General features: G+C 69.1%; 16 protein-coding genes and 1 pseudogene. 12 read left to right on the top strand and 5 right to left on the bottom strand.

Annotated elements, in window-relative coordinates:
* Positions 1-11: 11 nt before the first annotated feature.
* Positions 12-962, bottom strand: coding sequence for a LysR substrate-binding domain-containing protein (locus BCR55_RS21440; protein ID WP_006404688.1), 951 nt, complete (start codon positions 960-962; stop codon positions 12-14).
* Between the two features lie 114 nt (positions 963-1,076).
* On the opposite strand from BCR55_RS21440, the gene BCR55_RS21445 reads away from it, so the two are divergent.
* The 11 genes and pseudogenes from BCR55_RS21445 (at position 1,077) to BCR55_RS21495 (ending at position 15,611) form a co-directional block, all read left to right on the top strand.
* Positions 1,077-2,828 carry an IlvD/Edd family dehydratase gene (locus BCR55_RS21445; protein ID WP_006404689.1) on the top strand — a complete coding sequence of 584 codons (1,752 nt, stop codon included), beginning with the start codon at positions 1,077-1,079 and terminating at the stop codon, positions 2,826-2,828.
* 87 nt (positions 2,829-2,915) lie between these two features.
* Positions 2,916-4,292, top strand: coding sequence for an MFS transporter (locus BCR55_RS21450; RefSeq protein ID WP_065495874.1), 1,377 nt, complete (start codon positions 2,916-2,918; stop codon positions 4,290-4,292).
* Positions 4,293-4,323: 31 nt separating this feature from the next.
* Positions 4,324-5,253: a dihydrodipicolinate synthase family protein gene (locus BCR55_RS21455; protein ID WP_006411020.1), complete on the top strand. Its 930-nt coding sequence runs from the start codon at positions 4,324-4,326 to the stop codon at positions 5,251-5,253.
* A gap of 22 nt (positions 5,254-5,275) precedes the next feature.
* Entirely contained in the window at positions 5,276-6,205 is a 930-nt protein-coding gene (locus BCR55_RS21460; RefSeq protein WP_006404693.1) for a Gfo/Idh/MocA family protein, read from the top strand.
* Between the two features lie 70 nt (positions 6,206-6,275).
* Positions 6,276-7,280 (top strand): annotated as a pseudogene (locus BCR55_RS21465) (arabinose ABC transporter substrate-binding protein).
* A gap of 20 nt (positions 7,281-7,300) precedes the next feature.
* Positions 7,301-8,848, top strand: coding sequence for an L-arabinose ABC transporter ATP-binding protein AraG (gene araG, locus BCR55_RS21470; RefSeq protein ID WP_006404694.1), 1,548 nt, complete (start codon positions 7,301-7,303; stop codon positions 8,846-8,848).
* A 37-nt stretch (positions 8,849-8,885) separates the two neighbouring features.
* Complete coding sequence (araH, locus tag BCR55_RS21475; protein ID WP_006397496.1) at positions 8,886-9,905, top strand: L-arabinose ABC transporter permease AraH; 1,020 nt, start codon at positions 8,886-8,888, stop codon at positions 9,903-9,905.
* A gap of 39 nt (positions 9,906-9,944) precedes the next feature.
* Complete coding sequence (locus tag BCR55_RS21480) at positions 9,945-10,850, top strand: SMP-30/gluconolactonase/LRE family protein (protein WP_065495876.1); 906 nt, start codon at positions 9,945-9,947, stop codon at positions 10,848-10,850.
* 406 nt (positions 10,851-11,256) lie between these two features.
* Positions 11,257-12,084 (top strand): p-hydroxycinnamoyl CoA hydratase/lyase, encoded by an 828-nt coding sequence (locus BCR55_RS21485; RefSeq protein WP_006397493.1) that lies wholly within the window; start codon positions 11,257-11,259, stop codon positions 12,082-12,084.
* Positions 12,085-12,136: 52 nt separating this feature from the next.
* A complete protein-coding gene (locus tag BCR55_RS21490; protein ID WP_065495878.1) occupies positions 12,137-13,588 on the top strand; it encodes an aldehyde dehydrogenase in 1,452 nt (483 codons plus the stop codon).
* A 100-nt stretch (positions 13,589-13,688) separates the two neighbouring features.
* Positions 13,689-15,611: a feruloyl-CoA synthase gene (locus tag BCR55_RS21495; RefSeq protein WP_065495879.1), complete on the top strand. Its 1,923-nt coding sequence runs from the start codon at positions 13,689-13,691 to the stop codon at positions 15,609-15,611.
* Between the two features lie 142 nt (positions 15,612-15,753).
* Here the strand turns inward: BCR55_RS21495 and BCR55_RS21500 are convergent, their stop codons facing one another.
* From BCR55_RS21500 to BCR55_RS33140, 4 genes are all read right to left on the bottom strand, one after another.
* Positions 15,754-16,773 (bottom strand): PDR/VanB family oxidoreductase, encoded by a 1,020-nt coding sequence (locus BCR55_RS21500; RefSeq protein ID WP_065495881.1) that lies wholly within the window; start codon positions 16,771-16,773, stop codon positions 15,754-15,756.
* Between the two features lie 55 nt (positions 16,774-16,828).
* Positions 16,829-17,872: an aromatic ring-hydroxylating dioxygenase subunit alpha gene (locus BCR55_RS21505; protein ID WP_065495883.1), complete on the bottom strand. Its 1,044-nt coding sequence runs from the start codon at positions 17,870-17,872 to the stop codon at positions 16,829-16,831.
* Positions 17,873-17,960: 88 nt separating this feature from the next.
* Positions 17,961-18,731 (bottom strand): GntR family transcriptional regulator, encoded by a 771-nt coding sequence (locus BCR55_RS21510; protein ID WP_065495885.1) that lies wholly within the window; start codon positions 18,729-18,731, stop codon positions 17,961-17,963.
* Between the two features lie 49 nt (positions 18,732-18,780).
* Positions 18,781-19,011: a hypothetical protein gene (locus BCR55_RS33140; protein WP_175403840.1), complete on the bottom strand. Its 231-nt coding sequence runs from the start codon at positions 19,009-19,011 to the stop codon at positions 18,781-18,783.
* Between BCR55_RS33140 and BCR55_RS21515 the strand changes: the two genes are divergently transcribed.
* Positions 19,010-19,504 (top strand): MarR family winged helix-turn-helix transcriptional regulator, encoded by a 495-nt coding sequence (locus tag BCR55_RS21515; RefSeq protein ID WP_035489176.1) that lies wholly within the window; start codon positions 19,010-19,012, stop codon positions 19,502-19,504. The two genes, BCR55_RS33140 and BCR55_RS21515, sit on opposite strands and share 2 nt — an antisense overlap.
* Positions 19,505-19,752 lie beyond the last annotated feature (248 nt).

Below are 19,752 nucleotides of genomic sequence, written 5' to 3' on the forward strand. Positions count from 1 at the left end.
CGGCAGCCTTCCTACACCCCCACTCCGTAAACCGTCCTTGCCGCCGCCCGAATCGCATCGGTCATCACCTCCACCGCCGGCGACGGCAGCCGATCCGTGCGCGTGATGATCCCGAAGTCGTCCATCCGGCAGTCCATCTCCAGCGGCAGCACGCTGACGATTCCGTGGCGCGCGTAGTAGTGCGCCACGTCCTCGGCAACGACCGCAATCATGTCGCTCTGTTCGAGCAGCTGCGTGATGAACAGCAGCGCGGCCGTCTCAACGACGTTCGCCGGCGGCGCGAGGCTCGCGCGCTGGAACACGAGTTCGAAGCGATGGCGCAGCACGCTGCCGGCCGGCGGGACGATCCACGCGGCGCGCTGCACGTCGGCAAGCGCGAGCGGCGCATCGGCGAGCAGCGGATGGCCCGTGCGGACGACGGCCGCAACCGGCTCGCCGGTCAACGGCTCGTAGCGCAGATGCAGCTTGTCGTGCTCGGCGGACAGCCGGCCGAGCACGATGTCGAGTTTTTCCTGTGCGAGATGTTCGAGCAGCGCGAGGCTCGTGTCGATTTCGACGGAGATGCGGATGTTCGCGTGCGACGCCTTCACGTCGGCGACGGCGGCCGGCACGATCCGCAGCCCCGGCGACGTGATCGCGCCCACCGCAACGTGACCGAGATGCCCGGACTTCAGCGCGGCCAGCTCCTCCCTCGCCTGATCGAGGCTGCCGAGCGCGGCGCGCGCGTGGCGAATCAGCGCGTCGCCGTACAGCGTCGGCCGCATTCCGCGCGGCAGCCGCTCGAACAGCACCGCGCCGATCGACTCCTCCAGCTCGCGCAGCAGCTTCGACGCAGCGGGCTGCGTCATGTTCAGCGCGGCGGCCGCGCGGTGAATGCTGCCCTCGTCGGCAAGCGCGACGACGAGCAGCAACTGGCGGGTCTTCAGGCGGGAACGGTTTCCCCACGGACTGGCGTCGGGCATCGTACGGGTTTATATCAATGTCTGATTCGATATGGGAAACGGCGAAAACGTCATTGGTAGGTTATCAAAATTCTCCCTAGACTGCGCCGGTATCTCGCCTCCACAGGATTGACGATGTCGGCAACGAAACCCAGGCTGCGCTCCGCTCAATGGTTCGGCACCAACGACAAGAACGGCTTCATGTACCGGAGCTGGATGAAGAATCAGGGCATTCCCGATCACGAATTCGACGGCCGGCCGATCATCGGCATCTGCAATACGTGGTCCGAACTGACGCCGTGCAACGCGCATTTTCGCAAGCTCGCCGAGCATGTGAAGCGCGGGATTTTCGAGGCGGGCGGGTTCCCGGTCGAGTTCCCGGTGTTCTCGAACGGCGAATCGAACCTGCGTCCGTCCGCGATGCTCACGCGCAATCTTGCATCGATGGACGTCGAAGAGGCGATCCGCGGCAACCCGATCGACGCGGTCGTGCTGCTCGCCGGCTGCGACAAGACGACGCCCGCGCTGCTGATGGGCGCCGCGAGCTGCGACGTGCCGGCGATCGTCGTATCGGGCGGCCCGATGCTGAACGGCAAGCTGGAAGGCAAGAACATCGGCTCCGGCACGGCGGTGTGGCAGCTGCACGAAGCGCTGAAGGCCGGCGAGATCGATCTGCATCATTTCCTGTCGGCCGAAGCCGGGATGTCGCGCTCGGCCGGCACCTGCAACACGATGGGGACCGCGTCGACGATGGCGTGCATGGCCGAAGCGCTCGGCGTCGCACTGCCGCACAACGCGGCGATCCCGGCCGTCGATTCGCGCCGCTACGTGCTCGCGCACATGTCGGGCATCCGCATCGTCGAGATGGCGCTCGAAGGGCTCGTGCTGTCGAAGGTGCTCACGCGTGCGGCGTTCGAGAACGCGATCCGCGTGAACGCGGCGATCGGCGGGTCGACGAACGCGGTGATCCATCTGAAGGCGATCGCCGGCCGCATCGGCGTGCCGCTCGAACTGGAGGACTGGATGCGCATCGGCCGCGACACGCCGACGATCGTCGATCTGATGCCGTCCGGACGCTTCCTGATGGAGGAGTTCTATTACGCGGGCGGCCTGCCGGCCGTGCTGCGCCGGCTCGGCGAAGGCGGCCTGCTGCCGCATCCGGATGCGCTGACGGTCAACGGCAAGACGCTGTGGGACAACGTGCGCGACGCGCCGAACTACGACGACGAAGTAATCCGCCCGCTCGACCGTCCGCTGATCGCGGACGGCGGGATCCGCATCCTGCGCGGCAATCTGGCGCCGCGCGGCGCGGTGCTGAAGCCGTCCGCGGCGAGCCCCGAGCTGCTCAAGCATCGCGGCCGCGCGGTCGTGTTCGAGAACTTCGATCACTACAAGGCGACGATCAACGACGAAGCGCTCGACGTCGACGCGAACTCGGTGCTCGTGCTGAAGAACTGCGGGCCGCGCGGTTATCCGGGGATGGCCGAGGTCGGCAACATGGGCCTGCCGCCGAAGCTGCTGCGGCAGGGCGTGAAGGACATGGTGCGGATCTCCGACGCGCGGATGAGCGGTACCGCATACGGTACGGTCGTGCTGCACGTCGCGCCGGAGGCGGCCGCGGGCGGCCCGCTCGCGGCGGTGCGCAACGGCGACTGGATCGAACTGGATTGCGAGGCCGGCACGCTGCATCTCGACATTCCGGACGACGAACTGCAGCGCCGGCTCTCCGACGTCGATCCGGCGGCCGCGCCGGGCGTCGCCGGGCAGGCGGGCAAGGGCGGCTATGCGCGGCTGTATCTCGATCACGTGCTGCAGGCCGACGAAGGCTGCGACCTGGACTTCCTGGTCGGCACGCGCGGTGCGGAGGTGCCGAGCCACTCGCACTGAACGCATGGCACGAGGCGACGCGAGGCGGCACGACGCGAAACGACACAGACCGGCGACAACGCCGGCATGCACATCGATGGAGACAGGATGACGACGACGCAGCACACGTCCGCGGCATCGGCCGCGGCCCCGTCCGGCCCGGCGGCAGCCGTCGACGAACGGCAACTGATGGGACTGCTCACGCGCAGGCTCGTGCCGTTTCTCGCGCTGATCTACGTGGTCGCATATGTCGACCGCACGGTCGTCGGCTTCGCGAAGCTGCACATGAACGCGGCCGTCGGGCTGAGCGACGCGGCATACGGGCTCGGCGCGGGCCTGTTCTTCATCGGCTACTTCCTGTGCGAAGTGCCGAGCAACCTCGCGCTGGGCCGCTTCGGTGCGCGCGTGTGGTTCGCGCGGATTCTCGCGACGTGGGGCGTGATCACGATGGCGATGGCGCTGGTGCGCGGCCCCACGAGCTTCTACGTGCTGCGCTTTCTGCTCGGCGCAGCCGAAGCCGGACTGTATCCGGGCATCCTCTATTTCCTGACGCAGTGGTTTCCGATGCGCGACCGTGCGCGCGTGATCGGACTGCTCGTGCTTGCGCAGCCGGTCGCGGGCATCGTGACCGGCCCGCTCGCCGGCTGGCTGCTGTCGACGCACGGCCTGTTCGGCATGTCGAACTGGCAGACGCTGTTCGTCGCGAGCGGGCTGCCGGCCGTGCTGCTCGTGTGGCCGACGCTGCGCATGCTGCCCGAATCGCCGGAGCGCGCGCGCTGGCTCGACGACGCGCAGCGCCGCTGGATCGCGCGCGAGCTCGCGGCCGACCGCGACACCTACCGGCCCGACGCGCATCGCAATCCGCTCGCGGCGCTGCGCGACCGGCGCGTGCTGCTGCTCGCCGCGCTGTTCCTGCCGTTCCCGCTCTGCATCTACGGGCTGTCGCTGTGGCTGCCGACGATCATCAAGGCGTTCGGCACCGGCGATGCGGCGACCGGGCTGCTGTCGGCGGTCCCGTACCTGTTCGCCGTGGTCGGGCTGCTCGTCGTGCCGCGCCATTCCGATCGGACGCGCGAGCGCTATGCGCACATCGTCGTCGTGTCGGCCGCGGCGGCGCTGACGATGGCGGCCAGCGCGTGGGTGCAGCAGCCCGCGCTGCAGTTCCTGTTCATCTGCCTGACCGCGTTTTCGCTCTATTCGATCCAGGCCGTCGTGTGGGCGCTGCCCGGCGAATTCCTGACGGGCACGAGCGCGGCGGTCGGCATCGCGGCGATCAACTCGCTCGCGAATCTCGGCGGCTACGTCGGGCCGTACGGGATCGGCCTGATCAAGCAGGCGACCGGCAGTCTTGCTGCCGGCCTGTACTTTCTCGCGGCGACGCTGCTGTTCGCCGTGCTGATCACGTTCGCGGTGCGCGCGGCGCTGCGTGCGCCGCAGCGCGCGGGCGACGCGCTCGCGCGCGAATCGCGGCCGCTTTCCGGCTGACAGCCGTTTCGACTGACGCAGGATCCGAACCATGACATCGAGCCGTACGCCGCGTTACCGCGGCATTTTCCCGGTCGTTCCGACGACCTTCACCGAGACCGGCGAGCTCGACCTCGCGAGCCAGAAGCGCGCGGTCGACTTCATGATCGACGCGGGCTCGGACGGGCTCTGCATTCTCGCGAACTTCTCCGAGCAGTTCGCGCTCGCCGACGACGAACGCGACGTGCTGACGCGCACGATCCTCGAGCACGTCGCCGGCCGCGTGCCGGTGATCGTCACGACGTCGCACTACAGCACGCAGACCTGCATCGCGCGCAGCGTGCGCGCCCAGCAGCTCGGCGCGGCGATGGTGATGGTGATGCCGCCGTATCACGGCGCGACGTTCCGCGTGCCCGAAGCGCAGATCCACGCGTTCTACGCGCGCCTGTCGGACGCCTTGTCGATCCCGATCATGATCCAGGACGCGCCCGCGAGCGGCACGGTGCTGTCCGCGCCGTTTCTCGCGCAGCTGGCGCGCGAGATCGAGCACGTCGCGTACTTCAAGATCGAGACGCCGGGCGCCGCGAACAAGCTGCGCGAGCTGATCCGGCTCGGCGGCGACGCGATCGAAGGGCCGTGGGACGGCGAGGAAGCGATCACGCTGCTCGCCGACCTGCACGCCGGCGCGACCGGCGCGATGACGGGCGGTGCGTATCCGGACGGCATCCGCCCGATCCTCGAAGCGCATCGCGAAGGGCGCCACGACGACGCGTTCGCGCGCTACCAGACGTGGCTGCCGCTGATCAACCACGAGAACCGGCAGTCCGGGATCCTGACCGCGAAGGCGCTGATGCGCGAAGGCGGCGTGATCGCGTGCGAGGCGCCGCGGCATCCGATGCCGGCGCTGCATCCGGACACGCGCGCGGAGCTGATCGCGATCGCGCGCCGTCTCGATCCGCTCGTGCTGCGCTGGGCACGCTGAGCAACGAACCAAGGAGCGCACGATGAGCCAAGTCGTTTCGCTGGGTGTCGTGGGGATCGGCAAGATTGCCCGCGACCAGCATTTGCCGGCGATTGCCGCCGAGCCCGGTTTCGCGTTGACCGCATGCGCGAGCCGTCATGCGGAAGTCACCGGCGTGCGGAACTATCCGGATCTGGGCGCGCTGCTGGCCGGCGAACCCGAGCTCGCCGCCGTGTCGCTGTGCGCGCCGCCGCAGGTGCGCTACGCGCAGGCGCGCGCGGCGCTGAACGCCGGCAAGCACGTGATGCTCGAGAAGCCGCCGGGCGCGACGCTCGGCGAAGTGGCCGCGCTCGAGGCGCTCGCGCAGTCGCGCGGCCTCACGCTGTTCGCAACCTGGCATTCGCGCTGTGCGAGCGCGGTCGAACCGGCGCGCGCATGGCTCGCGACGCGCGAGATCCGCGCGGTGCAGGTGCGCTGGAAGGAGGACGTGCGACGCTGGCATCCGGGGCAGCAATGGATCTGGGAGCCGGGCGGCCTTGGCGTGTTCGATCCGGGCATCAACGCGCTGTCGATCGTCACGCGGATTCTGCCGCGCGAGCTCGTGCTGCGCGAGGCGACGCTCGTCGTGCCGAGCGACACGCAGACGCCGATCGCGGCCGAGCTCGAATGCGCGGATACCGAGGGCGTGCCCGTGCATGCGGAATTCGACTGGCGCCACGGCCCGGTCGAGCAGTGGGAGATTGCGGTCGACACGGCCGACGGCGTGCTCGCGATCAGTGCGGGCGGCGCGAAGCTGTCGATCGCGGGCGAGCCGGTCGAAGTCGGGCCGGCGCGCGAGTATCCGGCGCTCTATGCGCAGTTTCATGCGCTCATCGCGCGCCGCGAAAGCGACGTCGACGTGCGGCCGCTGCGGCTCGTCGCCGACGCGTTCCTGTTCGGCCGCCGCGTCGACACCGAAGCGTTCGGCCGCTGAGCGCGGCGGCCGCACGCGCATCATGTTCGAGAACCACCACACACGCAGAGTCATACAAGGAGACAAAGACATGTTTCGCACGAATCGCAGAACCCTGTTGCGCGCGCTGCTGGCGGCGCTGTGCATCGCGCCGCTGGGCATGCAGGGCACGGCCCGCGCCGATGCGCCGCTGAAGATCGGCTTCCTCGTCAAGATGCCCGAGTAGGCCTGGTTCATCAACGAACAGAACGCGGCGGCCGCGCTCGGTCAGAAGGAGAATTTCTCGGTCGTGAAGATCGGTACGCCGGACGGCGAAAAGGTGCTGGCCGCGATCGACAACCTCGGCTCGCAAGGCGCGCAGGGCTTCGTGATCTGCGCGCCCGACGTGCGGCTCGGGCCGGCGATCGCCGCGCGCGCGAAGCGCTACAACATGAAGTTCGTGACCGTCGACGACCAACTCGTCGATTCGACCGGCAAGCCGCTCGCGAACGTGCCGCATCTCGGCATGTCGGCGACGAAGATCGGCAACCAGGTCGGCCAGGCGATCGCCGACGAGATGAAGCGGCGCGGCTGGAAGCCGGAGGAAGTCGGCGCGCTGCGCATCACGAACTACGAACTGCCGACCGCGAAGCTGCGCACCGACGGCGCGACGCAGGCGCTGCTTGCGAACGGCTTCCGCAAGGAGAACATCTTCGACGCGCCGCAGAAGACGACCGACGACGAAGGCGGCTTCAGCGCGGCGGCACCGGTGCTCGCGCGTCACCCGAACGTGAAGAAGTGGGTGATCTACGCACTGAACGAGGAAACCGTGCTCGGCGCCGTGCGCGCGACCGAACAGCTGCACATTCCGGCGGCCGACGTGATCGGCGTCGGCATCAACGGTGCGGGCGAGGCGTTCGCGGAATTCCAGAAGAAGGAACCGACCGGCTTCTTCGGGACGATCGCGGTCAGCTCGACGAATCACGGCAAGGAAAGCACGCAGAACCTCGTCGACTGGATCCGCAACGGCAAGATGCCGCCCGCCGATACGCAGACGAGCGGCAAGCTGATGACGCGCAGCAACTGGCAGGCGGTGCGCGCCGAGCTCGGCATCTGAGCGGCGCGAGCGAGGACGCGATGACGACGCAGACGATGACGGCCGCCGCCCCTCCCGCCGCGGCTGCGGCGCCCGTGCAGCGCGATGCGCTGCTCGCGCTCGACGGGATCACGGTCAGCTTTCCGGGCGTGCGTGCACTCGACGGCGTGTCGCTGTCGGTGCGCGCCGGCGAAGTGCACGGGTTGATGGGCGAGAACGGCGCCGGCAAGTCGACGCTGCTGAAGGTGTTGTCCGGCGTGAACCAGCCGCAGGCCGGCACGCTGACGCTGAACGGCGAGGTGCAGCGCTTCGCGTCGACCCGCGCGGCGCTCGAAGCGGGCATCGCGATCATCTATCAGGAACTGCATCTGGTGCCCGAGCTGACGGTCGCCGAGAACCTGATGCTCGGGCAGTTGCCGAGCCGGCTCGGCGTGGTCGACGAACGCACGCTCGCCGCGCGCGCGCTCGACGCGCTCGAACGCCTTGGCGAACGCATCGATCCGCACGTGCCGGTGAAGTACCTGTCGATCGGTCAGCGCCAGATGATCGAGATCGGCAAGGCGCTGATGCGCGATGCGCGCGTGATCGCGTTCGACGAACCGACGAGTTCGCTCTCGGCGCGCGAAACCGCCCAACTGTTCCGGATCATCCGCGCGCTGCGCGCGGACGGCCGCGCGATCATCTACGTCACGCACCGCATGGAGGAAGTCGACGCGCTGTGCGACCGCGTGACGGTGTTTCGCGACGGCCGCAAGATCGAGACGTTCGAGTCGGTCGCCGATCTCGACCGCGACCGGCTGATCGGCTGCATGGTCGGGCGTTCGATCCAGGACGTCTACGGCTATCGGCCGCGCCCGGCCGGCGACGTGCTGCTCGAAGCGAAGGGGCTGATGGGGCCCGGCCTCGCCGAGCCCGTGTCGTTCGCCGCGCGCCGCGGCGAGATCGTCGGCTTCTTCGGGCTCGTCGGCGCGGGTCGCTCGGAGCTGATGAAGCTGCTGTACGGCGCCGCACGGCCGAGTGCCGGACACGTCGAGCTGAACGGGCGGCGCGTCGCGTTCGCGAGCCCGCGCGACGCGGTGCGTGCCGGCATCGCGCTGTGCCCGGAGGACCGCAAGCAGGAAGGGATCGTCGCGATCGCGTCGGTGGCCGACAACCTCAACATCAGTGCGCGCCGGCATTTCAGCCCCGCGCGGATGCTGCTCGACGCGCGGCGCGAACGCGAGCTCGCGCAGCGCTATATCGAGCGGCTCGCGATCAAGACGCGCGACGGCGACACGCCGATCGGCGCGCTGTCCGGCGGCAACCAGCAGAAGGTCGTGCTTGCGCGCTGGCTGGCCGAGCGCATCGACGTGTTCCTGATGGACGAGCCGACGCGCGGCATCGACGTCGGCGCGCGCGCCGAAATCTACAACCTGTTCTACGAACTCGCGGAAGCGGGCCGCACGGTGATCCTCGTCTCGAGCGATCTCGCCGAGGTGATCGGCGTGTCGGACCGGATCGTCGTGATGAAGGAAGGGCGCATCGCCGGCGAAGTCGCGAAGGCGCAGGCGACGCCCGATACGCTGATCAAGCTCGCGCTGCCGCGCTGACGGATGCGCGAACGCGTGACAAACGGAATGCAATGACATGAGCCAGGCGATGCAACCCCAACAGACTTCCCCGTCCCCCGACGCGGCCGCCGTCCCCGTGCGCGCACGCGGCGGCGTGTGGCAACTGATCAACCGCTCCGGCATCGTGATGGTGTTCGCCGTGCTGTTCGCGACGCTGTCGCTGACCGTGCCGGACTTCCTCACGCCGCGCAACATCCAGGGCCTGCTGCTGTCGGTCACGCTGATCGGCTCGATCGCCGTGACGATGATGTTCGTGCTCGCGCTCGGCGAAGTCGACCTGTCGGTCGCGTCGATCGTCGCGTTCTCGGGCGTCGTCGCCTCGACGCTGATCACGGCGACGCACAGCGTCGTGCTCGGCATCGCGGCCGGCGTACTCGCGGGCGGCGCGGTCGGCCTCGTCAACGGCGTGCTGATCGCGCGCTGGCGCATCAACTCGCTGATCGTCACGCTCGCGATGATGGAGGTCGTGCGCGGCCTCGCGTTCATCACGTCGAACGGCGACGCGGTGATGATCTCCGAGGAGCGCTTCTTCGATCTCGGCGGCGGCTCGTTCCTCGGCATCTCGTATCCGATCTGGAGCAACATCGTCGGCTTCGTCGTGTTCGGCTTCCTGCTGCGCAAGACGGTGTTCGGCAAGAACGTGCTCGCGGTCGGCGGCAACGGCGAGGCCGCGCTGCTCGCGGGGCTGCCGGTGATGCGGATCAAGATCACCGTGTTCGTGCTGCAAGGGCTCGTGACCGGCTTTGCGGGCGTGATGCTCGCGTCGCGGATGAGCCTCGGCGATCCGAAGACCTCGGTCGGCCTCGAGCTCGGCGTGATCTCGGCGTGCGTGCTCGGCGGCGTGTCGCTGACGGGCGGCGTCGCGACGATTTCCGGCGTGCTCGTCGGCGTGCTGATCATGGGCTCGGTGCAGGACGCGATGAGCCTGCTGAACGTGCCGACCTTTTACCAATATCTGATACGCGGCGGAATTCTGTTGCTCGCGGTGCTGTTCGACCAGTATCGTCGCAACCAGCGGCGCGCGATGAAGATCTGAGCGTGCGCGCCGCCTGAGCATCGATTATCGGGAGACGGCATGCAACAGAATCCACCGGCCGAGGCGGCTTCGCTGCTGGCCGACTGCCGCAACGCGCTCGGCGAGGGCGCGACGTGGTGCGACGCAACGAATACGCTGTACTGGACGGACATCGAAGGCGCGCGGCTGTGGCGCTGCCGCGCGGACGGCTCCGCGCTCGCGCAGTGGCCGATGCCCGAGCGTCTCGCCTGCTTCGCACTGACCGACGATCCGGACGTGCTGCTCGTCGGGCTCGCGACGCACCTCGCGCTCTTCGATCTGCGCAGCGGCGCGTTGACGCGGATCGTCGACGTCGAGCCTGACCTGCCGACGCGCCTGAACGACGGCCGCTGCGATCCGTTCGGCGCGTTCGTGTTCGGGATGAAGGACGAAGGCGGCGAGCCGCCGCGCGCGGTCGGCGGGTTCTACCGGCTCGGTTCCGACCTCGCGCTGGAGCGGCTCGCGCTGCCGCCGGCCGCGATCGCGAACAGCATCGCGTTCTCGCCCGACGGCACGAAGATGTACTTCTGCGATTCGATGGTGCGCGAGATCTTCGTCGGCGATTACAGCCGTGCGGGCGTGTCCGGCGTGCGGTCGTTCGCGCGTCTGACCGATCCGGACGGCGATCCGGACGGGGCGACGGTCGACCGCGACGGCGGGCTGTGGAGTGCGCAGTGGGGCGGACGGCGCGTCGTGCGTTACGGCCCCGACGGCATCGAGACCGAGCGCGTCGACGTGCCGACCGCACAGCCGAGCTGCCCGGCGCTCGACGGCGAAGGCCGGCTCTACGTGACGAGCGCGCGCGTCGGCCTTGCCGACGACGCGCTTGCCGACGATCCGCACGCCGGCGGCGTGTTCGTCGCGGCGGCGCGGCATGCGGGGCTGCCGACCGCGCGATTCGCGCTGAAGCGCGGCGTCGGTACCTGATCGCGCGACGCGGCGGCGCGCGCGGCGATCGCCGTGCCGCCGCGCGTCTTGCTTCGCTGCCGGTGCGTCGTGCACCGCACACTTTCATTCCTCGCGCCGCGCCGAGGCACAACGGCGACAAATACGGCGCCGAACACGTCGCCGAAAACCGCACGTCGTCCTCGCACCGCGCATCCGCATCGCGACTCCCGTTTTCCGCGAAACCGCTCGTCCTCGATCGTCCCACCGGCGCCCGCCGTCGCTCGCGCATGCCTGCGGCGCCGCGTCCGAGACGGCACGCCGCGCCGCGTTCGCACCCGTTTAGGGGTTTGTCCGGACGCGCGTCCAATCCGCTTTACATATCAGGCTACCTGATAGTAAATTGGCGGCGAGTCGCAACGGGCGGCGCTGTCATTGGAGAACGAAGATGAGTTACGAAGGTCGCTGGAAAACCGTGAAAGTCGCCGTCGAGGGCGGGATTGCGTGGGTGACGCTGAATCGTCCCGAGAAGCGCAACGCGATGAGCCCGACGCTGAACGCGGAAATGATCGACGTGCTCGAAGCGATCGAACTCGACCCCGAAGCGCAGGTGCTCGTGCTGACCGGCGAAGGCGACGCATGGACGGCCGGGATGGATCTGAAGGAGTATTTCCGCGAAGTCGACGCAGGCCCCGAAATCCTGCAGGAAAAGATCCGCCGCGACGCGAGCCGCTGGCAGTGGCAGCTGCTGCGCATGTACGCGAAGCCGACGATCGCGATGGTCAACGGCTGGTGCTTCGGCGGCGGCTTCTCGCCGCTCGTCGCCTGCGATCTCGCGATCGCGGCCGACGAGGCCGTGTTCGGACTGTCCGAGATCAACTGGGGCATTCCGCCGGGCAATCTGGTCAGCAAGGCGATGGCCGATACGGTCGGTCATCGTCAGGCGCTCTACTACATCATGACCGGCGACACGTTCACGGGCCAGCAGGCCGCGCAGATGGGCCTCGTCAACAAGAGCGTGCCGCGCGCGCAGCTGCGCGACGAAGTGCGTGCGCTCGCCGCCAAGCTGCTCGACAAGAACCCGGTCGTGATCCGCAACGCGAAGCACGGCTTCAAGCGGTGCCGCGAACTGACGTGGGAGCAGAACGAGGACTACCTGTACGCGAAGCTCGACCAGGCCAACTATCGCGATCCGGAAGGCGGCCGCGAGCAGGGGCTCAAGCAGTTCCTCGACGAAAAGAGCATCAAGCCCGGCCTGCAGGCGTACAAGCGCTGAGCGGCGACGCGGCGCAACCCGACCTGGGCGGAAATTGAGCGGAGACAGCGAAATGCACGAAGTGAGTTTGTTGATCGACGGCGTGTCGCGCGGCGCGTCGGACGGCGCGACGTTCGACCGGATCGATCCGGCGACCGGCCAGATCGCCTCGCGCGCGGCGGCCGCGACGCTCGCCGATGCGGATGCCGCGGTCGCGGCCGCCGCGCGCGCGTTTCCCGGATGGGCGGCGCTCGCGCCGACCGAACGTCGCCGCCGGCTGCTCGCGGCGGCCGACGCGATGGACGCGCGCGCCGGCGAGTTCATCGAGATCGGCCGCGCGGAAACGGGCGCGATGGCGAACTGGTACGGCTTCAACGTGATGCTCGCGGCGAACATGCTGCGCGAGGCCGCCGCGATGACCACGCAGATCGACGGCGCCGTGATTCCGTCCGACGTGCCGGGCAGCCTCGCGATGGCCGTGCGCCAGCCGTGCGGCGTCGTGCTCGGCATCGCGCCGTGGAATGCGCCCGTGATCCTCGCGACGCGCGCGCTTGCGATGCCGCTCGCCTGCGGCAACACGGTCGTGCTGAAGGCGTCCGAAGGCTGCCCCGGCGTACACCGGCTGATCGGCAGCGTGCTGCACGACGCGGGGCTCGGCGACGGTGTCGTCAACGTGATCACGCACGCGCCGCACGACGCCCCGCCGATCGTCGAGCGGCTGATCGCGAATCCGGCCGTGCGGCGCGTCAACTTCACGGGCTCGACGCGCGTCGGCCGCATCGTCGCGACGCTCGCCGCGCAGCATCTGAAACCCGCGTTGCTCGAACTCGGCGGCAAGGCGCCGGTGCTCGTGCTCGACGACGCCGATCTCGATGCGGCCGTCGACGCGGTCGCGTTCGGCGCGTTCTTCAACCAGGGGCAGATCTGCATGTCGACCGAGCGCGTGATCGTCGATCGCAAGGTCGCCGATGCGTTCGTCGACAAGCTCGTCGCGAAGGCGCGCACGCTAAAGGCCGGCAACCCGGCCGCGCCGGGCGTCGTGCTCGGCACGCTCGAAAGCGAAGCGGCGGCGCAGCGGATCGCGGCGCTCGTCGACGACGCGCGCGCGCACGGCGCCGCGTTGCCGCTCGGCTGCAAGGTGGACGGCGCGGTGATGCAGCCGACGATCGTCGACGGCGTCACGCGCGACATGAAGCTCTACGCGGACGAATCGTTCGGGCCGGTCGTGACCGTGCAGCGCGTCGACGACGACGAGGCCGCGCTCGCGGCCGCGAACGACAGCGAATACGGGCTGTCGGCGGCCGTGTTCAGCCGCGACATCGCGCGCGCGATGCAGCTCGCGAAGCGGATCGAATCGGGTATCTGCCACATCAACGGGCCGACCGTGCACGACGAGGCGCAGATGCCGTTCGGCGGCGTGAAGGCGAGCGGCTACGGACGCTTCGGCAGCAAGGCGTCGATCGCCGAATTCACGGATCTGCGCTGGATCACGGTGCAGACTGCGCCGCGGCATTACCCGATCTGACGATCGGCACGGGCTGCGCGCGTCGCAGCCGCGATCACGATACAACGACGTTCCGGCCGAGCGCAGGCGCACGCGCGCCGGAACCGCACGGAGACAAGACTTGGAAGCGGACCCGACCCAATCGCGCGGCGACGCGGCCGCGCAGACCGTTCCCGCCGGCTACCGGCCGGTCGCGATCGGCACGGCGCCGCCGGAGATCGTGCAGCGCGACGGCTGCTGGTATCTGCGCGCGGCGACGCCGCTCGGCGCGTATCCGCGCCGGCTCACCGACCGGCTCGTCGGCGGCGCGCAGGCGCATCCGGACCGCTGGCTCGTCGCGAGGCGCGGCGCGGACGGCGCGTGGATCGGCATCACGTATGCGCAGATGCTCGAACGCGCGCGCGCGATCGGCCAGGCGCTGCTCGATCGCGGCCTGTCGGTCGAGCGGCCGGTCGCGATCCTGTCCGGCAACGATCTCGAGCATCTGCAGATCGCGTTCGGCGCGATGTGGGCCGGCATTCCGTATGCGCCGCTGTCGCCCGCGTATTCGCTCGTGTCGAGCGACTACGGCAAGCTGCGTCACGCGCTCGCACTGCTGACGCCGGGGCTCGTCTTCGCGTCCGACGGCGACGCCTACCGCGCGGCGCTCGATGCAGCGGTGCCGGCCGACGTCGAACGCGTGATCGTGTCGGCGCGCGACGGCATGCCGGGCGCGACGCGCTTCGCGTCGCTGCTCGATACGGTGCCGCGCGACGTCGATGCGGCGCACGACGCGGTGACGGGCGACCGGATCGCGAAGTTCCTGTTCACGTCGGGTTCGACGCGGCTGCCCAAGGCGGTGCCGACCACGCACCGGATGCTGTGCAGCAACCAGCAGATGCTCCTCGAAACGTTTCCGCAGTTCGGCATCGAGCCGCCGGTGCTGGTCGACTGGCTGCCGTGGAATCACACGTTCGGCGGCAGCCACAACGTCGGGATCGCGCTCTACAACGGCGGCACGCTCTACATCGACGACGGCAAGCCCGTTGCGGGCAAGTTCGACGAGACGCTGCGCAACCTGCGCGAGATCGCGCCGACCGTCTATTTCAACGTGCCGAAGGGCTGGGAAGAACTGATCGCCGCGCTCGAAACGGACGCCGCGCTGCGCCGCACGTTCTTTTCGCGCGTGAAGCTCTATTTCTTCGCCGGCGCGGGGCTGTCGCAGGCCGCGTGGGATCGCCTCGAGCGCGTGACGCTCGCGCACTGCGGCGAGCGTATCCGGATCATGGCGGGGCTCGGGATGACCGAGGCCGCGCCGTCATGCATGTTCACGACCGGACCGTTCTCGGCGGCCGGTTACATCGGCCTGCCGGCGCCGGGCTGCGACGCTAAGCTCGTGCCCGTCGACGGCAAGCTCGAGGCGCGCTTTCGCGGGCCGAACGTGATGGCCGGCTACTGGCGCGCGATCGATGCGGACGCGCGCGACGTGTTCGACGACGAGGGCTATTACCGCAGCGGCGACGCAGTGCGCTTCGTCGATCCGCAGCGGCCCGAGATCGGGCTGATGTTCGACGGCCGCATCGCGGAGGATTTCAAGCTGTCGTCGGGTACGTTCGTCAGCGTCGGGCCGATGCGCGCGCGCATCATTTCGAACGGCGCGCCGTACGTGCAGGACGCGGTCGTGACGGGGATGAACCGCGACGATGTGGGCGTGATGATCTTTCCGCGCATCGAGGATTGCCGCCGTCTCGCGGGTGCCGCGCCCGATGCCGACGTGCAGGCGGTGCTGCGCGCGCCGGCCGTGCGCGCGTTCTTCGCCGAGTTGCTCGCGCGGCTGAACCGCGACGCGACCGGCAGCGCGACGCTCATCACGCGGCTGCGGATTCTCGACGAACCGCCGTCGCTCGATCTCGGCGAAGTCACCGACAAGGGGTCGATCAATCAGCGCGCGGTGCTTGCGCATCGTGCGGCGCTGGTCGAGGCCATGTATGCGGCCGATGCGCGCGACGATGCGGAAGCGGGGCTGATCTTTGCCGACATCGAGCGCATTGCGCGACACGGCTGAAGCTGCACGCGCGGATGCCGTTGCGCGGTGCGCGCTGCGTTGCATGTCGCAACGCGTGCACCGCGCGGTGTCGGCGCGCGGCGTTTGCCGCGAAACGTAGCGGCCGCACGTCGGCCTGCGCGGCTCGCGCCGCGCGGCCGTCTCACAGATCGAGCACGAGCATCGGCGTGCGCGCGCGCGAACAGCACGGCAGCATCTGATCGTTCGCCGCCCGTTCGTCGTCGGTCAGGTAGACGTCGCGATGATCGGGCGTGCCGGACAGCACGCGCGTGAGGCACGTGCCGCAGACGCCTTGTTCGCACGACACGGGCACCTCGATCCCGCAGCCGCGCAGCGCTTCGACGATCGTCATACCGGCCGGCACGTCGACGACGCGGCCCGATTGCGCGAGCGATACCTGGAACGGGCCATCGGCCGTTGCTGCTGCCGACGTTTCGCTTTCGCCGCCTGCACCTACGTCGGCAGCGCCTAAGCCGGCCGCGCCTAAGCCGGCCGCGCCTACGCCGGCAGCGCCAAAGTACTCCCGATGCACGTTCGCCGGATCCCACCCGGCCTGCGCAGCCGCGCCGAGCACCGCCGCGATGAACCCGGCCGGCCCGCACACGTACAGATGCGTATGCGCATGGGGCTTGCCGAGTACCTGCGCGAAATCGATGCGCTGCCCGGCAGGCGCATCGTCGAACCACAGCCGCGTGCGCGCGTTCAGCGGCGGCGTATCGAGCCGGTCGACGAACGCCGCGCGCGCCGGTTCGCGCGCGCAGTAATGCAGTTCGAACGACCGCCCGGTCTCGGCCAGATGCAGCGCCATGCTGAGCAGCGGCGTGATGCCGATGCCGCCCGCGAGCAGCACGCTGTGCGCGGCATGTGGATCGAGCGGGAAGTGATTGCGCGGCTCGCCGATCTCGAGCGTCGTGCCGGGCTCGCACGCATGCATCGCGATGGAGCCGCCGCGCGATTCGCGCTCGCGCAGCACGCCAAGCCGGTAGACGCCCGCCTCCGACGGGCTGTTGCACAGCGAATACTGGCGAACGAGTCCGCCGAGATGGACGTCGATATGCGCGCCGGCCGTGAACGGCGGCAACGCGGCGCCGTCGGCCGGCCCGAGTTCGAACATGCAGATGTCGGTCGCGACGGGAAGCTTGTGAAGAAGCGTGACTTTCATGGCAACGGTCAATGAGGGCGCCGCGCCGCGCGTGCGCGCGAACGCGGCGCGAGGGTCAGCACGACAGCGCGGCAGCGCGCTCCTGTTCGATGAGGCGGTCGAGCACGCGGCGCGACTGCACGCCGCCCGCATCGATGTTCAGCTTCAGCAGCGGACGGTCCGGCCAGCGCAGCAGGTTGCGCTGCTGCGCCTCGAGCATGTCCAGATCCTCGGCAAAGATCGCGCCCTGGCCCTTGCGGATCGTCTCGGTCAACGCGCGATCGTCGACCGCGAAGCTGCGTGCCATCCCCCAGAAGTACCAGATCGACGTCTCGGTCTCGGGCGTGATGAAGTCGACGACGATGCTCGACACCTTGTCGCGCGGGTCGGCGTGATAGCCGCCTTTGCCCGCATGCGCGACGCCCACCTCGATCATTACGTGGCTCGGCGGCGTGAAGTGGCAGATCTGCCAGCGATCGCAGCGCACGTCGTCGGCGAGCCCGTTGCCGCGCAACGCGGCGGCCCAGAACGGCGGTGGCACGATGCCTTCCATGAAGCGGCTCGTCGTCACCGTGTCGCCGTCGACCTTCGTCGTCGGCGGCGCTTCCTCGATCTCCGGCTGGCCGATGCTCGACGCATGCACGTAGGTCTCGTGCGTGAGGTCCATCAGGTTGTCGATCATCAGCCGGTAGTCGCAGTCGATGTGATAAAGGCCGCCGCCGTATGCCCAGCCCGGATCGTCGGCCCAGTGCAGCGGGTGGATCGTCGCCGGATCGGCGCGGCCCGGATCGCCCGGCCACACCCACACGAAGCCGTAGCGCTCGACGGCCGGATAGCGGCGGATCGCCGGAATGCCGCCGACGCGCTGGCACGGCATGCTCGTGCACTTGCCGTCCGCGCCCATCGTCAGCCCGTGATAGCCGCAGACGAGATGGCCGTCGCGCACGGTGCCGAGCGACAGCGGCGCGCCGCGATGCGGGCAGAAATCCTCGAGCGCGGCGACCGTGCCCTGCCCATCGCGAAAGAACACCATGCGCTCGCCGCAGATCTGCCGGCCGAGCGGCTTGCTCGCGAATTCGTCGGGCGTACACGCGACATACCAGGCGTTTTTCAGGAACATGCGTCTCCTCCAGGGCGTGCTTGCACGCCATGTTCGTCTTCGGAAAAGCGGCGCGTCGCGCGCCGCACGAGAAAATGCCGCGCGCCGCTCAGCCGGCGTCGCGACGGATCAGGTTGCCGCCCGCGAGCTTCGTCATCGCCCGCTGGTTGTCGAGCACGCGCCGCAGGTTGTCGTGCGCGATCTGCGCGTGCTCGCGCATCAGGGCTTCGGCCCGCGCGCCCTGGCGGCGCGCGATCGCATCGAGCACGGCGCGATGCTGCGCCTGCGCAACGACGAGCGTTTCGCGTGCACGCGGATCGAGCGACTGCACGACGACGAACGCGCTCGCCGACGCGAACGGCAGCGTCGCGACCTTGTCGATCTGCCGCGCGACGACGTCGCTGCCCGCCGCGCCGGCGAGCAGGCGGTGAAAGCGCGCGTTGGCGTCGACGTAGCGCGAGAAGGTTTCGTCGGTCAGCGGGCCGGCCAGCAGTCTGTCGATTTCGTCCGCACACGCATGCAGGCTGCGCAACGTCGACGCCGGCACGCCGCGCTCGGCCGCGAAACGCGCGGCCAGCCCTTCGAGCGTGCCGCGCAGCTCGATCGCGTCGCCGATCTCGCGCGCGGAAAACGCGCGCACCGCAAAGCCGCCGGTCGCGATCGGCTCGATCAGCCCTTCTTCCTGCAGCCGGATCAGTGCCGCGCGCACCGGCGTGCGCGACACGCCGAGCCGCTCGACGACCCACAGCTCGGAGATGCGCTCGCCGGGGCCGAGTTCGCCGCCGACGATGAGCTCGCGCAGCCCGAGCAGCGCGCGGACGGTCTGGGACGGGGACGCGGCAGGGCGCGTGTCGGAAGCGGGCGTGTCGACGGTCGTCATCGGTGGCGGAAAACGTGCGCGCCGCGAGCGATCGCGGCACGATGGGTTATCAGGTTGCTTGATAAAACTGTATACATCGACGAGACGAAATCAAGTGGAATCGCTCGATTTCACGGGTAAACCACGAATGAATGCCGCCGATCGACCGCGCGCTGTATACAGTGTCGCGCACGGCATGCCGCTGCCGGACGCGCGGCGACGCAACGCCCGGCACGACCGCTGTCGGCACGCGCAGCGCGTGAGGTAAGATGGCCCGCGATATCGATTCCGACACGTTCATGAGTTCGACTCCCGTCAAACCGGCCGGCGCGAAACGCGCCGCCCGCGTCACCGAAGCCCGGCCGCGCGTGCGCACGCAGCAGCGGCTGACCTACCTGATCGGCAATCTCGACCGCCTGCTGCGGCGTCAGATGAGCGACGCGCTCGCGCCGCTCGGCGTGACGCTCGCGCAGTACACGGCGCTGTCGGTGCTCGAGGCGCGCGGTGCGCTATCGAACGCGCAGCTCGCGGTGCGCTCGTTCATCACGCCGCAATCGGCGAACGAGGTGATGAGCGCGATGGCCGCGCGCGGCTTCGTCACGCGCGAGGCCGACCCGAGCCACGGCCGCGTGATCCTGCTGCGCCTGACCGACGAAGGCTCGGCGATCCTGCGCGAATGCGAACAGGTGCTGCGCCCGCTCGAGCGCCGCATGCTCGGCGACGACCTGACCGCCGACGACGTCGCGCAGGTCCAGCGCACGCTCGAGCTGTTCGTGCGCAATCTGCGCGACTAAGCGCGACCGTTTCGTCGGCTTCTTCACGGCCCGCTCGGCCGGTTTCCGCGCGCGTTGCGGGTTAACACCGGCCCGTTTCGCACTTGAAATATCAGGTTACCTGTTATTAAATCGTCGCGTCCTTCGATGGAACGACGGTCCGCACGTCAGCACGCCGCGCGGATTTTATTTCGGACATAGAATCAGGCAGCCTGATAAAGCCGATCGTGATCCGGTTACGACAAAGCCCTCGCGCAGGTGCGGTCGCA

This window comes from Burkholderia sp. CCA53 (assembly GCF_001685525.1).
GTDB classification, from domain to species: Bacteria; Pseudomonadota; Gammaproteobacteria; order Burkholderiales; family Burkholderiaceae; genus Burkholderia; species Burkholderia multivorans.

Bases quoted from the DNA above. Each gene is read 5' to 3' on its own strand.
- BCR55_RS21440 (WP_006404688.1), bottom strand. From the start codon at position 962: ATGCCCGACGCCAGTCCGTGGGGAAACCGTTCCCGCCTGAAGACCCGC.
- BCR55_RS21445 (WP_006404689.1), top strand. From the start codon at position 1,077: ATGTCGGCAACGAAACCCAGGCTGCGCTCCGCTCAATGGTTCGGCACC.
- BCR55_RS21450 (WP_065495874.1), top strand. From the start codon at position 2,916: ATGACGACGACGCAGCACACGTCCGCGGCATCGGCCGCGGCCCCGTCC.
- BCR55_RS21455 (WP_006411020.1), top strand. From the start codon at position 4,324: ATGACATCGAGCCGTACGCCGCGTTACCGCGGCATTTTCCCGGTCGTT.
- BCR55_RS21460 (WP_006404693.1), top strand. From the start codon at position 5,276: ATGAGCCAAGTCGTTTCGCTGGGTGTCGTGGGGATCGGCAAGATTGCC.
- araG (WP_006404694.1), top strand. From the start codon at position 7,301: ATGACGACGCAGACGATGACGGCCGCCGCCCCTCCCGCCGCGGCTGCG.
- araH (WP_006397496.1), top strand. From the start codon at position 8,886: ATGAGCCAGGCGATGCAACCCCAACAGACTTCCCCGTCCCCCGACGCG.
- BCR55_RS21480 (WP_065495876.1), top strand. From the start codon at position 9,945: ATGCAACAGAATCCACCGGCCGAGGCGGCTTCGCTGCTGGCCGACTGC.
- BCR55_RS21485 (WP_006397493.1), top strand. From the start codon at position 11,257: ATGAGTTACGAAGGTCGCTGGAAAACCGTGAAAGTCGCCGTCGAGGGC.
- BCR55_RS21490 (WP_065495878.1), top strand. From the start codon at position 12,137: ATGCACGAAGTGAGTTTGTTGATCGACGGCGTGTCGCGCGGCGCGTCG.
- BCR55_RS21500 (WP_065495881.1), bottom strand. From the start codon at position 16,773: ATGAAAGTCACGCTTCTTCACAAGCTTCCCGTCGCGACCGACATCTGC.
- BCR55_RS21505 (WP_065495883.1), bottom strand. From the start codon at position 17,872: ATGTTCCTGAAAAACGCCTGGTATGTCGCGTGTACGCCCGACGAATTC.
- BCR55_RS21510 (WP_065495885.1), bottom strand. From the start codon at position 18,731: ATGACGACCGTCGACACGCCCGCTTCCGACACGCGCCCTGCCGCGTCC.
- BCR55_RS21515 (WP_035489176.1), top strand. From the start codon at position 19,010: ATGAGTTCGACTCCCGTCAAACCGGCCGGCGCGAAACGCGCCGCCCGC.
- BCR55_RS33140 (WP_175403840.1), bottom strand. From the start codon at position 19,011: ATGAACGTGTCGGAATCGATATCGCGGGCCATCTTACCTCACGCGCTG.